Annotated in this window: 16 protein-coding genes; 5 read left to right on the top strand and 11 right to left on the bottom strand. The window is 70.2% G+C overall.

Annotation, left to right across the window (positions count from 1 at the left end):
• Window positions 1-2: 2 nt before the first annotated feature.
• Complete coding sequence (locus AC1Q87_RS00955; protein ID WP_492607164.1) at window positions 3-764, bottom strand: GNAT family N-acetyltransferase; 762 nt, start codon at window positions 762-764, stop codon at window positions 3-5.
• Window positions 765-785: 21 nt separating this feature from the next.
• The gene (locus AC1Q87_RS00950) at window positions 786-1,127 is read right to left on the bottom strand and encodes a DUF2200 domain-containing protein (RefSeq protein ID WP_492607163.1); all 342 of its coding nucleotides are present in this window, start codon (window positions 1,125-1,127) and stop codon (window positions 786-788) included.
• A gap of 110 nt (window positions 1,128-1,237) precedes the next feature.
• Here AC1Q87_RS00950 and AC1Q87_RS00945 point away from each other — a divergent pair, with 110 nt between their 5' ends.
• Complete coding sequence (locus AC1Q87_RS00945) at window positions 1,238-2,125, top strand: DMT family transporter (RefSeq protein ID WP_492607162.1); 888 nt, start codon at window positions 1,238-1,240, stop codon at window positions 2,123-2,125.
• 9 nt (window positions 2,126-2,134) lie between these two features.
• On the opposite strand, the gene AC1Q87_RS00940 is transcribed toward AC1Q87_RS00945, so the two are convergent.
• The 5 genes from AC1Q87_RS00940 to AC1Q87_RS00920 form a co-directional block, all read right to left on the bottom strand.
• Window positions 2,135-3,061 (bottom strand): aminoglycoside phosphotransferase family protein, encoded by a 927-nt coding sequence (locus AC1Q87_RS00940; RefSeq protein WP_492607161.1) that lies wholly within the window; start codon window positions 3,059-3,061, stop codon window positions 2,135-2,137.
• A 50-nt stretch (window positions 3,062-3,111) separates the two neighbouring features.
• Window positions 3,112-3,906, bottom strand: coding sequence for a TSUP family transporter (locus AC1Q87_RS00935; RefSeq protein ID WP_492607160.1), 795 nt, complete (start codon window positions 3,904-3,906; stop codon window positions 3,112-3,114).
• A 181-nt stretch (window positions 3,907-4,087) separates the two neighbouring features.
• Window positions 4,088-4,462, bottom strand: a complete 375-nt coding sequence (locus tag AC1Q87_RS00930; RefSeq protein ID WP_492607159.1) for a VOC family protein — start codon at window positions 4,460-4,462, stop codon at window positions 4,088-4,090.
• 83 nt (window positions 4,463-4,545) lie between these two features.
• Complete coding sequence (locus AC1Q87_RS00925; RefSeq protein ID WP_492607158.1) at window positions 4,546-5,205, bottom strand: peroxiredoxin; 660 nt, start codon at window positions 5,203-5,205, stop codon at window positions 4,546-4,548.
• A 142-nt stretch (window positions 5,206-5,347) separates the two neighbouring features.
• Entirely contained in the window at window positions 5,348-6,001 is a 654-nt protein-coding gene (locus AC1Q87_RS00920; protein ID WP_492607157.1) for a Crp/Fnr family transcriptional regulator, read from the bottom strand.
• Window positions 6,002-6,102: 101 nt separating this feature from the next.
• On the opposite strand from AC1Q87_RS00920, the gene AC1Q87_RS00915 reads away from it, so the two are divergent.
• Entirely contained in the window at window positions 6,103-6,888 is a 786-nt protein-coding gene (locus tag AC1Q87_RS00915) for a class II aldolase/adducin family protein (protein WP_492607156.1), read from the top strand.
• A gap of 38 nt (window positions 6,889-6,926) precedes the next feature.
• On the opposite strand, the gene AC1Q87_RS00910 is transcribed toward AC1Q87_RS00915, so the two are convergent.
• Window positions 6,927-8,315: an MFS transporter gene (locus AC1Q87_RS00910; protein WP_492607155.1), complete on the bottom strand. Its 1,389-nt coding sequence runs from the start codon at window positions 8,313-8,315 to the stop codon at window positions 6,927-6,929.
• 186 nt (window positions 8,316-8,501) lie between these two features.
• Between AC1Q87_RS00910 and AC1Q87_RS00905 the strand changes: the two genes are divergently transcribed.
• Window positions 8,502-8,639: a hypothetical protein gene (locus AC1Q87_RS00905; RefSeq protein ID WP_492607154.1), complete on the top strand. Its 138-nt coding sequence runs from the start codon at window positions 8,502-8,504 to the stop codon at window positions 8,637-8,639.
• A 43-nt stretch (window positions 8,640-8,682) separates the two neighbouring features.
• On the opposite strand, the gene AC1Q87_RS00900 is transcribed toward AC1Q87_RS00905, so the two are convergent.
• Together AC1Q87_RS00900 and AC1Q87_RS00895 are read right to left on the bottom strand one after the other, a co-directional pair.
• A complete protein-coding gene (locus tag AC1Q87_RS00900; RefSeq protein ID WP_492607153.1) occupies window positions 8,683-9,048 on the bottom strand; it encodes a hypothetical protein in 366 nt (121 codons plus the stop codon).
• A gap of 76 nt (window positions 9,049-9,124) precedes the next feature.
• Complete coding sequence (locus AC1Q87_RS00895; protein ID WP_492607152.1) at window positions 9,125-9,604, bottom strand: hypothetical protein; 480 nt, start codon at window positions 9,602-9,604, stop codon at window positions 9,125-9,127.
• A 207-nt stretch (window positions 9,605-9,811) separates the two neighbouring features.
• On the opposite strand from AC1Q87_RS00895, the gene AC1Q87_RS00890 reads away from it, so the two are divergent.
• Window positions 9,812-10,066 (top strand): hypothetical protein, encoded by a 255-nt coding sequence (locus tag AC1Q87_RS00890; protein WP_492607151.1) that lies wholly within the window; start codon window positions 9,812-9,814, stop codon window positions 10,064-10,066.
• A 132-nt stretch (window positions 10,067-10,198) separates the two neighbouring features.
• On the opposite strand, the gene AC1Q87_RS00885 is transcribed toward AC1Q87_RS00890, so the two are convergent.
• Window positions 10,199-11,440 carry a hydrolase gene (locus tag AC1Q87_RS00885; RefSeq protein ID WP_492607150.1) on the bottom strand — a complete coding sequence of 414 codons (1,242 nt, stop codon included), beginning with the start codon at window positions 11,438-11,440 and terminating at the stop codon, window positions 10,199-10,201.
• 65 nt (window positions 11,441-11,505) lie between these two features.
• Here AC1Q87_RS00885 and AC1Q87_RS00880 point away from each other — a divergent pair, with 65 nt between their 5' ends.
• On the top strand, window positions 11,506-12,390 hold the full coding sequence (locus AC1Q87_RS00880) for a 2-hydroxyacid dehydrogenase (protein ID WP_492607149.1): 885 nt from the start codon (window positions 11,506-11,508) through the stop codon (window positions 12,388-12,390).
• The last annotated feature ends 28 nt before the right edge of the window (window positions 12,391-12,418 follow it).

Genomic DNA, 12,418 nt, shown 5'->3' with positions numbered 1-12,418 from the left:
ACCTAGTCCTCGGCGGCCAGCAGCCAGACCGGCAACTCGGCGACCGTCCGGAAGCCCAGGCTCTCATAGAGCGGCAGGCCCGCCTCGGTGGCGCCGAGATGGAACCGCCGGATGCCGCGCCGACGATAGTCGTTGATCACCTGGCTCAGCAGCGCGCGGCCCAGGCCCTTTCGTTGGTGTTCCGGCGGCGTGGCCATCAGCGAGATCGCGCCCGTGTCGCCGGTCGGCGTCACCGAGACGGTGCCCATCGCCCCGTCGTCGCCATACCCGACATAGGTCTCGACGCCCGAGGTTCGCGTCATGCCGACATCGATGTACCGGGCGATGACCTCCCGCGGCTCGTCGAAGGCCGCCGCGATCAGATCGCCGGCGATGGCGACCACCTGCGGCTCCAGCGCGCGAACGACCTTCAAAGGGCGGCTAACCCCGACGGAAACGTCCGGGTCGAGCACCATGAGCGGCGAAGACCCGACCTCCGCAAAGCCCAGCCGCGTGATGACCGGCGCCAGAGTCCGCCCCGCCCGAGGGCTCGTCGTCGCCACCAGCGGCCGGCGCCGTTCCTTCGCCCGCGCCACGGCCCGCACCAGAAAGCCTTCGGCGTCGGCGTCGGCGCCCAGGATCAACCGGTTGAAGTCGGCCAGCGGCTCGTCGGTCAGCCCCAGAACGCAGCCGCGGGTCACGCGCAGCTCGACGCCCGGCGCCGCGATCATCTGTGAGACCAGCGCGCGCACGCACAGCTCGATCAGCTCGTCGGCCTCGTCCATATCCGCCGCCCCCAAACGCCGCTAGGCCCGCAAGATCTTCGCCATCGCCTTGCCCTTAGCGAGTTCGTCGACGAGCTTATCGAGATAGCGGATCTCGCGCATGGTCGGCTCCTCGACGTTCTCCACCCGCACGCCGCAGACCACCCCCGTGATCAGCGCGCGCGCCGGGTTCATCGCCGGCGCCTGGGCGAAGAAGTCCTCGAAGCTGGCCTTCATCGGCTCCTCCAGCGCTTCGGCGTCATGCCCGGTCAGCCAGGCGATGATCTCGTCGACCTCCGCCTTCGTGCGCCCCTTCTTCTCGGCCTTGGCGACATAGTGCGGGTAAACGCTGGCCACGCTCACGGCGTAGATCCGATGGCTCATGCTGGTCTCCCGAGGATTTCGCCGGCCAGCCTAGCGGTTCGCGGACATGGTTGTCGCGCCCCGGGCAAGACCTCTCGCCTTCGCCCCGCGAATAGGGCACGAAGCGCCGCATGAAGCGCCTCGCCTTTCTCGCTCTTTTCGCCGCGGGCGCATTCTGGGGGTTGGGTTTCCCTCTCGGCAAACTGGCCCTGCGCGAGACCGACGCCGCCCACATGGTGCTGCTGCGCTTTGCAGTCGCGGCGCTCGCCGCCGCCCCGTTCGCGTTCCGCGACGCCCAGACCCGGGCGCTGTTCCGCTCGCCGCCGGTGCTGGCGGCCGGCGCGCTCTATGGCGTGGCCTTCATGGTCCAGTTCGAGGGCCTGGCGCATGTCAGCGTCACCCTGGCGGCGCTGCTGGTCGGGGCCATGCCGGCCCTGATCGCGGTCTCCGCCCGCCTGCTCGGCGAAAAGGTCAGCCGCGCCTCCTGGGCCGGGGTCGCGGCCGCCACCCTCGGCGCGGCCCTGATCGCCGGCAAGCCGGACGCCGGCTCCTCGCCGTTCGGCGTCGCCCTGTCGCTGTTCGCCCTGCTGATCTTCCTGGCTTGGCTGCTGGTCCTGCGGCGCGCGCCCAAAGCGGCCGGCCCGATGGCGATCCCGGCCGTCACCGTGGTCGTCGCCGCCCTGACCATCCTGCCGATCGCGATCGTCATGCACGGCCCGCCACGACTCGACCTCAGCGGCGCGGCCTGGGCCGGCATCGTCGGCCAGGGCGTGCTCTCGACCCTCGTCGCCACCGCCGCCTGGCAGTTCGGTTCGGCCCGCGTCGGCGCGGCCAGCGCCGGGGTGTTCATCAACATCGAGCCGCTGATGGGGGCCGGCATCGGCGTGGCGCTCTTCGGCGACCACCTCACCTACGCCCTCGCCGCCGGCGGACTGCTGATCGTCGTCGGCAGCTTGGCCGTCGTGCTCGGCGAGCGCTCGACCCCGGCCATCGACACTCCCGCCCCGACGCCGGCCTAGCCAAAGACCCTAGTCTGCCAGCCCGCCCGCCCCCCAGGCGTCAGCCACGGCCAGCATCTCGCGCCCCTCGGCTATGCCGAGCTTCAGCGCCATCAGGCCCGTCGAGGTCCGCTCCATGAAGCCCCATTGCCAGATCGGCTCGGGCTCGACCCCGGTCAGCTCCGCCAGCCGCGCGCAGCGCCGGGCGCCCAGCCCGATCGGATCGCCGGCCAGCAGGTCCTGCGCCCACTCGCGCATCGCGATCCCCAGGTCGTAGGCCGGCTCGATGAACAACCCGTCGGGGTCGACGAACTTGAAACCCTCGGCGCCGGGGACCTTCAGCGCATTCCAGGCGTGGGCGTCGCCGTGCCCCAGCACCGCCCGGGCCGGATCGAACGCCGCCTCACGCAGGCCTGCATAGCTGAGCGCGGTCTCAATAGTCCGTTCGGCGCAGGGCCGGCCCAACTCCTCCCAGGTCTGCACCGTGAACGCCGCCAAGTCGCGCGCCTTCCCGGCCCCGGTCTGGAAGCCGGCGCCGCTGGCCGGAACCGACCAGGCCGTCTTCAACGTCTCGCAGAGCGCCGCGATCTGGCGCGCGACGCTCCAGCCCATCTGCGCCAGCTGCGGCCCCAGCCGTTCCAGCAGCAGCGCCCCGCGCGCTTCATCATGGGCGTAGACCTGCGCATAGCCGCGTCCGCCCGCCGCCAGCAGCACCGCCAGTTCCTGCGCCTGGCTCCCAGGCGGAAACAGCTTTAGCACCGCCTCGCGCCCATCGGCCATCCGCGCCTCGCGCACCAGCGCCTCCGTGCCGCCGCCCAGCGAGCCGCCCAACGTCAGCTCCCACTCGCGCGCCAGATCGGCGGCCAGGCCGGGCAGCGCCCCAAGCCAGGCCTGGCCTTGCGCGCCGCCTGCGTTCGCCCGCGCCAGGGCCGCCGCCGAGAGATCATGCTCGCTCATGACGCCTACCCCGCCACGCGGCGGGGCTGCGCGCAACTGCGGCGAGCCGCCTAGCCCAGCAGGCCTGCGATCATCTCGCGCAGCGGATTGGCTGGATCGGCCAGCAGCTTGGCGGTCATGGCCAGCGAGATCGCCACCAGCAGCGGCCGGATCAGCCGCGGCCCCCAGCGCATCGCGGCGCGCGAGCCCAGCCGCCCTCCGATGAACTGGCCGACCGCCATCGCCCCGCCCAGCGCCCACAGCACGTGGCCGCCCAGGCCCAGCACCACCACCGAAACCAGGTTGCTGGTCAGGTTCAGCACCTTGGTGTGCGCCGTCGCCCGCACCAGCCCCATGCCCAGCAGGGTCACCAGGCTGAGCGTGTAGAACGATCCCGCGCCGGGACCGAAAAAGCCGTCGTAGAAGCCGATCCCGCCGGCCACCAACCCGTAGCCCAAGGCGCTCAGCCGCGCGTGCTGGTCCTGCTCGCCGATCTTCGGCCCCAGCAGGAAGTAGAGCGCGATCGCGACCAGCATGATCGGCAGCAGCAGCATCAGCCAGCGGGTGTCGACCACCATCACCGCCAGCGCGCCTGCGACCGCGCCGACCAGCGCCATGACCAGCGCGACCTTGATCGCCTGCAGGTCGATCCGTCCGGCCCGCCAGAAGGTCCAGGTCGCCGAAGCGGTGCCGACGCTGCCCTGCACCTTGTTGGTCGCGATCGCCGTGACCGGATCGACGCCGGCGGCCAGCAGCGCCGGCACGGTGATCAGCCCGCCGCCGCCTGCGATCGCATCGACGAACCCCGCCGCCAGCGCCGCGACGCACAACAGCGCCACGGCCTGCGGCCCCAACTCAGCAAACAAACCGGCCCCTCCGAGAGGCCGCTGCTATAGGCCCGCGACGGCTGGGCCTCAAGTTGCTCCCCCGCTGGGGGGCTGTCAGCGAAGCTGACTGAGGGGGACTTAGACTCCCGCAGGCGCCGTCCCCCTCCGTCTCGATGCAGTGCATCGATCCACCTCCCCCAAGAGGGGAGGATCTAGTGTCCTACATTCGGTGCAGGGCGCAGAGCTTGTTGCCGTCCGGATCGCGCAGGTAAGCCAGGTAGAGCTTGCCCGTCGTGCCCGAGCGCACGCCCGGCGGCTCCTCGATGCTGACCCCGCCGGCGGCCACGCCCGCGGCGTGCCAAGCGTCGGCCTGTTCGGAGCTGGCGCAATTGAAACCGACGGTGCTGCCGTTGCCGATGGTGGCCGCCTCGCCGTCGATCGGCAGCGACACCGCGAACACCCCGGTCGGGGTCATGTAGAACACCCGGTGGCCGTCGACGAAACCGGGCGACACGCCCAGCGCGCCCAGCAGCGAGTCATAGAAACCCTTGGCGCGGTCGAGGTCGTTGGTGCCGACCATCACGTGCGAAAACATTGGCGTTCTCCCCTTTTCGATTCCGGCTCACCGGCCGGCGGCGGACGCTATCACCACCGCCTGCAAGAGGAGAAGGCCGCCCGCTACTGCGGCTGCGGCACGATCCGCAGATACGGCCGCGGGGCGTCCCAGCCGTCGGGATAAAGGGTCTTGGCCTCGTCGTCCGACACCGAGCCGGCGATGATCACCTTCTCGCCGGACTTCCAGTTCACCGGCGTCGCCACCCGATGCTTGGCGGTCAGTTGCATGGAATCCAGCACCCGCAGGATCTCGTCGAAGTTCCGGCCCGTGGTCATCGGATAGGCCAGCATCAGTTTGATCTTCTTGTCGGGGCCGATGATGAACACCGTGCGCACCGTGGCGTTGTCGGCGGCCGTGCGCCCGTCCGACCCGCCGGCCGTCTCCTCTGGCAGCATGTTGTAGAGCTTGGAGACCGCCAGGTCGGTGTCGCCGATCATCGGATAGTTCGGCGCCGTGCCTTGCGTCTCGGCGATGTCCTGCGCCCAGCGCGCGTGGTTTTCGACCGGGTCGACCGACAGGCCGATGACCTTGGTGTTGCGCTTGTCGAACTCGGGCTTCAGCTTGGCCATGTAGCCCAGCTCGGTCGTGCAGACCGGCGTGAAGTCCTTGGGGTGAGAGAACAGGATCGCCCAGCTGTCGCCGATCCAGTCGTGGAAGTTGATCTTCCCTTCGGTGGTCTCGGCGGTGAAGTTCGGCGCCTCGCCGTTGATACGCAGTGACATCGCCCGTTCCTTTCGTTGAGCCCGAGGCAGCTCGCGGCTCCCCGACATGCCCTGCCAATGCCGCCCGCGAGTCAAGACCGACGGCGGGCGTTCAGCTAAGGACGCGGCCAAAGCGCGACTATGCAATTCCCGCATGAAACCCTCAGGCTTCGCCGACCGTGCGCAGCCGTTGGGCGTCGCGCACCACGATCCGCCCATAGGCCAGCTGCACCATCCCGGCCCGCTCCAGCGCCTTCAGCTCCTTGTTGATGGTCTGTCGTGAGACCCCGATCATCGCGGCCAGGTCCTCCTGGCGCACATGCAGCTCCGAGCCGCCGGAACTGCGCGCCGCCCCGGCCAGGGTGCGGGCCAACCGCACCCCGATCGGCTGGGCGATGCTGTGGGCCATGAAGTTCAGCGCCGAACGCTGGCGCGAACAGATCAGCACGCCGAGGTCGCGGTAGAGCAGCGGGTGCGCCTGGGCCACCTGCTCGACCGCCGCCAGCCCGACGTGCAGCAGCCGCGCCGGCTTGACCACCACGGCGTCGTGCGGCCGCGGCCCGCCATCGATCACCGACAGCTCGCCGAACCAGGCGCCGGGCCCCAGGATCATCGCCACCGACTCCATGCCGACGGCCGGATACGACACCAGACGCACCTCGCCTTCGGCCACCGCCCACAACCCGTCCGGCGGATCGCCCAGGCCGTAGACCCGCGCCCCGGCCCCCGCCGTGCTGGCCCGCGCCCGCGCCAGCAGCGCCTCGCGACGCGCGGCCGGCAGCGATGAGAACCAGGGATCGGGCGGCAGGTCGGTCATGGCGCGAAAAGATCGCGCAGCGCCGCCAATTGTCAATTCGGCGACAATCTGCGCCCCGCGCCCGTGCGAGGACTGACGCCAACAGAAGGAGGAGACTGGCCATGATGACCATGACCGAGACGTGCGAAGGCCCGTCGATCCGCGACCAGGTGTCGGAGGAAGAATGGGCGCTGCGCGTCGATCTCGCCGCCGCCTACCGCCTGGTGGCGCACTATGGCTGGGACGACCTGATCTTCACCCACCTGTCGGCGCGGGTGCCGGGTCCGGAACACCACTTCCTGATCAATCCCTACACCCACATGTTCGACGAGATCACCGCCTCGTCGCTGGTCAAGATCGACGTCGACGGCAACCGGGTGATGGAAGCGCGCCAGCCGGTGAACAAGGCCGGCTTCGTGATCCACTCGGCGATCCACATGGGCCGCGACGACGCCCACGCCGTCCTGCACCTGCACACCCCGCACGGCCAGGCGGTCTCGGCCATGGCCGAGGGCCTGCTGCCGCACACCCAGACCGCGATGATCGCCCGTCACGACGTCGCCTATCATGACTTCGAGGGCATCGCGACGGACCTGGATGAGCGCGAGCGCCTGGTCGCCGACCTCGGGACCAAGAACGCCATGATCCTGCGCAACCACGGCACCCTGACCGTCGGCGAGAGCGTCGCCCACGCCTTCCTGCGCATGTACTACCTGGAGCGCGCCTGCGAGGCCCAGGTGCTGATGCTCAGCGCCGGCCGCGACGGGCTCTACAACCCGCCGCAGGGCGTCGAGGAAAAGGTCGAGCACCAGACCGCGCCGGCCGGCATGAAGCGCCTGGCCGAGGGCCTGGCCTGGCCGGCCCTGCTGCGCAAGCTGGACCGCATCGACCCCAGCTACCGCAACTGACGACCGGTTCCGATGCGCCGCCCCGCGGCGCATCGGCGCTAGGCCGCCGCCGGCTGCTCCTCGCCCTCGGCGTAGGCCCGCGTCAGCTGGCGGTAGTAGTTGGAATTGAACGCCATCAGCGTCACGATCACCCCGGCCACCCCGGCCAGGGTGAAGACCAGCGCGATGCCGCGGTCCTCCCCGCGCCCGAACCAATCGCCGATCGCGTCGGCGCCGGCCCCCGTGGTCATCAGCGGAATGAAGATGAATTGGGTCAGCGGCCCGATCAGGAAGGCGGTCAGCGGCGAGGCCGCCTGCTCCACCGACTGGGCGAAGCCGAACACCCGCCCCTGGCGCTCGAACGGCACCACCTTCTGCAAGGTCGTCTGCTCGGCCGCCTCGGCGTAGGGGCCCAGGAACATCCAGACGAAACAGCCGGCGATCAGCAGCCAGATCGACGGCTGCAGGGTGAACACGCAGCACACCGCCCAGCTGATCAGGTTGACCAGCAGCAGCGTGCGCAGCGGGCTGCGCCCCAGACCAGTGCGCGCGATCAGCAGGCCGCTGATGATGAACGCCGTCGACAGCAGCCCCCAGAGCAGCCCCCAGGTCTGCACGTTCACCAGCGACAGGCCGTAGGCGTCCATCAACGCCATGAAGATCCCGCCGAGGAAGTTGTTGAAGGTCGCAAAGAAGATCAGCGCGAACAGCCCCGGCACCGCGGCGATCACCTTGATGGTGCCGGCCAGGTCGACCTTCCGGTGCTCGTGCGGCGTGGCCGGCGCGGCCGCGTCCTCGTCCAGCCGCACGAACAGCAGGTGCGCGAACACCGCGGCCGTGAACACCAGCGCGAACACCAGGGTCGAGACCATGCCCCCCCAGGCGACCAGGAAGCCGCTGATCACCGAAGTGGTCAGGAAACCGACGCCCGAGACCATGCCGACCAGCCCGTTGGCCTTGTCGCGCCGATCCTCGGGGATCATCAGCGTCACCAGGGTCGGCAGCGCGATGCCGCGGATGTTGCCGGCGATGACGCCCAGCATGACCAGCGACACCAGGATCCACACCGGCGCGCCGTAGGGATCGGCCAGGCTGCCCTTCGGCGCCAGGCCATAGGCGGCGAACGCCAGGGCGTAGAGCCCGAACGAGACCGCGCTCGAGGCCAGCATCACCGTCCGCTTGCGGTGATGATCGACCAGGCTGCCGAACCAGATGCCGGTGCTGGCCGTCAGCACCAGATAGATCCCCGCCACCATGCCGGTCGCGAACACCGACTTGGTCTCCAGATAGATCCAGAAGGTCAGCGCGAACCACACCGTGAAATTGGTGACGTTGGCGACCAGATTGTTGGCCAGCAGCTGATAGAAGCGGTTCACCGCGCGGCCCTCTGCGTACCGCGAGACGCGCCGCGGAGCCTGTGACTTAGGCGCCGGCGGGCTCCGGCTCAAGCCCGCCGCCCGCAACCAGCAGACGAGCCAGTTTGCCAAGCCCCCGGCATGGTCGTACGGACATCGGGCAGCACCTCCCTCCCCGCTCGGCGAGGACGTGCGCGAGGGGCCGCGCCCGGAGGTCGATCCCGCCCTGCGCAGCATGCTCGCCCGCGGCGCGCTCGGAGCATCACCACGGCCGACCGTATGTCGTTCGGCTATCCGCCGGGCGCGTTCAAGCCCGACGGCAACACCGACTTCGTACTGCGCCTCGATTACCTGGTCCCGAGCTCGGCCGTGCCCGAACCGGCGACCTGGGCGATGATGATCGCCGGTTCGGCCTGACCGGCGCGGCGCTGCGCCGGCGGCGCCTGGCGATCGACGCCGCCTAGCGCCCCTGCCGATACACGATGTCCGACGTCACCGAGCTGAAGCTGGCGACCTTCTCGGACTTGGCGGCCGCGCTCAGGCTGCGGTCGTCGCGGATCACCGGGCAGAACATCGCCGTCAGGTAGTTCACCGTATCGGCGTCGGAAAAGCCGTGCTCGCGGAAGAGGCCCACGGCGCGGGTCAGTCCGTCGACGTCGTTGAGCGCTCGCGGGTCCGGGACTAGGTCGGACGCAAGCTTCCCGCTGGCGTCTGGGCCGAGCTTGGACAGGACCGGGCACTCCAGCGGCTCGGCGGCGAACGCGGCGTGCGGCGCGGTCAGGACGAACATCCCGGCCAAGACCGCGATCAGAGACTGCTGCTGCATGTCTGGCCCTCGAGGCAGGCTCGGAGTTATGCGCCCCCGGCCGACGCCGCCTCAAGTCACACGCCCGCGATTGGCTTCAGAACACCTCGATCCAGCGCTCGTTGTCGGCGTCGGGGTTCGATTTGCCGCGGCAGACCAGGCCGTCCCGCGTCCTGGTCTCCTTGCCGCGCGTCAGCTCCCAGCGCAGCTGCTTGCAGGCGAACGGCCCCACCGCGTCGGCGCTGATCGCGGTTATCTTCCCGACCCCGGCGCGGCCGCGCCAGTTCAGCGATTGACCGACGTCCAGCCCGCCCAGCGCGCTGTCGAACGCCCACATGTCCCGCAGACCGAGGAACTTCTTCGCCGCGGTGTCGAAGCTCACCCCGCCCTCGCAGTCGTTGCACGACACCTCGCCGAACTTCCGGAAAGCGTCCGTCTGCGCCTCCAGCGCCGGATCGAACTTCAGCTGGCCCGGGCGCTTCAGCTTCGGATCGCCCAGATTGATCGGCTGCGGCGCGGCGGCGTGCGCGGCCGACGCGGCCAAGGCGACCACGGCCGCCAACATGAAACCCTTCACGAAAACCTCCTCGGAATTGCCCATGGAGGTTGCGCCAGCCGGGAGCCCGACGCCCGCGCCCATCGACAGACGCCGCCCACAATCGACCGAGCGACGAAGGCGGCCCAGGGGTCGTTGAAGTCGCCTCGCGCCTAGGCTTGGCCCCCCAACGTGTTGATCTACACTCCCCGCGAGTGCTGAACCTTCAACGAGCAAGGGGATCTGCGCGTGGCGAATGCTGCGATCTATATTGCGCTGGTCGCCGCGATGGCGGCGGCGAACCCGGCCTTTGCGTGCCGGACCGCAAGCTCCCAGACAGGCTACTTCCATCCGCAGAGCGGCGCTCCGGCGCCCGGCTTTGTCGCGGCCGAGGTCGAAATCATCGCCAAGCCTGCGCCCATGGTGTTCGAGGCGAAGATCCTCAGGACCATTTGGGGCGACGCCCCAAAGCGGACACGATGCTCATCCGCCCGTCGCTGGTGACGAGTTGCGATGTGCTCCCAAGAGTCAGGCAGCGCGGGATCATCATCGGTCGCTGGACGCCATCGACTGACGGTTCACTGACGATCGATCCCGTCTCCGCTCCAACAGCGCCCGAAGTTGAACCGCGCGAGATCAGCCCATCGCCGCCTTGATCTGCGCCGCCGGGATCTCGCCGCTGGCCAGCTTGGCGAGGATCAGCGCCGACAGTTGCGCGCGTTCGACGAAGCTCTCGGGCCAGGCGTATTCGTCGTGCGAATGGATGTCCCCGCCGCGCACCCCGAGCGTGTCGACATTGGGCAGGCCGGCCGCGAACAGATTGTTGCCCTCGCAGACCCCGCCCGACGGCGCCCAGGTGATCTGCTGGCCGATCAGGGCGCCGGCGTCCTTCACCGCTCCGAACAGCTGCTGCTGGGCCGGCGTGAACGGCTTGGCCGGGCGCGTGAAGCCGCCGTGCAGCTCCGCCGCGATCCCGTCGGCGGCCGTCGCGGCGACCTCGCGCTGCACATGGCCCAGCGCCCAGGCGGCGGCCTCGGCGTCGGGCAGACGGATGTTGAAGCGCACCACGGCCACGTCCGGCACCATGTTCAGCGGCCCGCCGCCGTCGATGCGCGCCACGTTCAAGGTCACGCCCTCGCGCTGACCGTTGGCCGCCGCCAGTCTCACCGCCAGGTCGGCCGCCGCGGCGATGGCGTTGCGGCCCTTGTCGAAGTCGCGCCCGGCATGGGCCGCGCGCCCCCGCACCACCGCGTGGAAGTTGCCCGAGCCCTTGCGCTGGGCGGCCAGAGCCCCGCCGGCCATCGCCGGCTCGTAGGTCAGGCCGACATGCCCGCCGGCCGCCAGCCGCGCCAGCACCGGCCCCGAGGCCAGCGAGCCGATCTCCTCGTCGGGCGAGAGCAGCACCCTGTAGCCGACCTCGCCCTTGTCCGGATGGTCCTCGAACGCCCGCAGCGCCGCCAGCATGACGCTGATCCCGCCCTTCATGTCGGCCAGGCCCGGCCCGTTCAGGGCCCCGTCGGCGCGTTTGCTCACCGTCGTGAACGGCGTCCCAGCCGGATAGACCGTGTCGTAGTGGCCGGTCAGCACCACCTGCACCGAGGCCTGCGGGCGCACGGTCAGCATCAGCGCGTCGGGATGCGCCTGGGCCGAAAGGCTGCCGTCGGCGGCGACCTCGTGGCTGTCGGCCAGCGCCACGTTCTCCACCTCGCCCGGCAGTCGGCTCATCACGCCTTCCAGCACGGCGCGCTGCGCCTCCAGTCCCGGCAGGTTGCGGCTGCCTGACGATAAGGCGCACCATTCCACGGCGCGGCCCAGAATGTCGTCTTCTTCGCCGGCTAGACGGCCAAGCATGGATGAATCTTGCGCGGTGAGTTTCATGTGCGCGAGCCTCGCCCCCAAAACCGCGCTCGCGCAAGGCCCCTTCGGGAGGTTACTGGAAGCCCATGGCCATAACCTTCCTGAATCGCCTCTCCCCCGACGCCCAGAGCCGCTGGCTGGAGGCGCTGCGCGCGGCCCTGCCGGGCGAAACGATCGGGACCGATCCCTCGCCCCAGACCGAGATCGCCATCGTCGCCAATCCGGGCCGCGGCGTGCTGGCCAGCCTGCCGAACCTCGCCTTCGTGCAGTCGGCCTGGGCCGGCGTCGACAGCCTGCTCGACGACCCGTCGCTGCCGCGCGTGCCGCTGGCCCGGCTCATCGATCCCGGCCTCGCCGCCCAGATGGCCCAAGCGACCGCCGCCCACGTGCTCTACCTGCACCGCCAGGTTCCGGCCTACGCCGCCCAGCAGCGCCGGGGCCTCTGGCGCCAGCTGCCGCAGCCGGCCGCCGCCGAGCGCCAGGTCGGCTTCCTGGGCTATGGCGAGCTGGCCGGCGTCGCCGCCAACCTTCTGGAATCCATCGGCTTTCGGACCTACGGCTGGAGCCGCCGGCTCGGCGACCTCGACACCCTGCTGGCCACCAGCGACATCATCGTCAACCTGCTGCCGCTGACCGACCGCACCCGCGGCATCCTCAGCGCCCCGGCCTTCGAGCGCATGAAGCGCGGCGCGGCGATCGTCAATCTGGCGCGCGGCGCCCATGTCGTGGAAGACGACCTGATCGCCGCCCTCGACGCCGGCCAGCTGTCGCATGCGGTGCTCGACGTCTTCGAGGCCGAGCCGCTGGAGCGCAAGCACCCGTTCTGGTCCCACCCGCAGATCACCGTCACACCGCACGTGGCGGCGATCACCGACCCGGTCAGCGCCAGCGCCGTCATCGCCGCCAACATCGCCCGCTTCCGCGCCAGCCAGCCGGTCGAAGGCCTGGTCAACCGCAAGGCGGGGTACTGAACCGAACCAGTTGCTCCCCCTCTGGGGG

The sequence above is a fragment of the Phenylobacterium sp. GW823-FHT02A09 genome (assembly GCF_058797775.1).
Note: the sequence above shows the minus strand (reverse complement) of the source record. Positions and strands in the feature narration are given on the sequence as shown.

What these genes read in the sequence shown, in the direction of transcription:
- AC1Q87_RS00955 (WP_492607164.1), bottom strand. Translation starts at nt 764, where the DNA reads ATGGACGAGGCCGACGAGCTGATCGAGCTGTGCGTGCGCGCGCTGGTC.
- AC1Q87_RS00950 (WP_492607163.1), bottom strand. Translation starts at nt 1,127, where the DNA reads ATGAGCCATCGGATCTACGCCGTGAGCGTGGCCAGCGTTTACCCGCAC.
- AC1Q87_RS00945 (WP_492607162.1), top strand. Translation starts at nt 1,238, where the DNA reads ATGAAGCGCCTCGCCTTTCTCGCTCTTTTCGCCGCGGGCGCATTCTGG.
- AC1Q87_RS00940 (WP_492607161.1), bottom strand. Translation starts at nt 3,061, where the DNA reads ATGAGCGAGCATGATCTCTCGGCGGCGGCCCTGGCGCGGGCGAACGCA.
- AC1Q87_RS00930 (WP_492607159.1), bottom strand. Translation starts at nt 4,462, where the DNA reads ATGTTTTCGCACGTGATGGTCGGCACCAACGACCTCGACCGCGCCAAG.
- AC1Q87_RS00925 (WP_492607158.1), bottom strand. Translation starts at nt 5,205, where the DNA reads ATGTCACTGCGTATCAACGGCGAGGCGCCGAACTTCACCGCCGAGACC.
- AC1Q87_RS00920 (WP_492607157.1), bottom strand. Translation starts at nt 6,001, where the DNA reads ATGACCGACCTGCCGCCCGATCCCTGGTTCTCATCGCTGCCGGCCGCG.
- AC1Q87_RS00915 (WP_492607156.1), top strand. Translation starts at nt 6,103, where the DNA reads ATGATGACCATGACCGAGACGTGCGAAGGCCCGTCGATCCGCGACCAG.
- AC1Q87_RS00905 (WP_492607154.1), top strand. Translation starts at nt 8,502, where the DNA reads ATGTCGTTCGGCTATCCGCCGGGCGCGTTCAAGCCCGACGGCAACACC.
- AC1Q87_RS00900 (WP_492607153.1), bottom strand. Translation starts at nt 9,048, where the DNA reads ATGCAGCAGCAGTCTCTGATCGCGGTCTTGGCCGGGATGTTCGTCCTG.
- AC1Q87_RS00885 (WP_492607150.1), bottom strand. Translation starts at nt 11,440, where the DNA reads ATGAAACTCACCGCGCAAGATTCATCCATGCTTGGCCGTCTAGCCGGC.
- AC1Q87_RS00880 (WP_492607149.1), top strand. Translation starts at nt 11,506, where the DNA reads ATGGCCATAACCTTCCTGAATCGCCTCTCCCCCGACGCCCAGAGCCGC.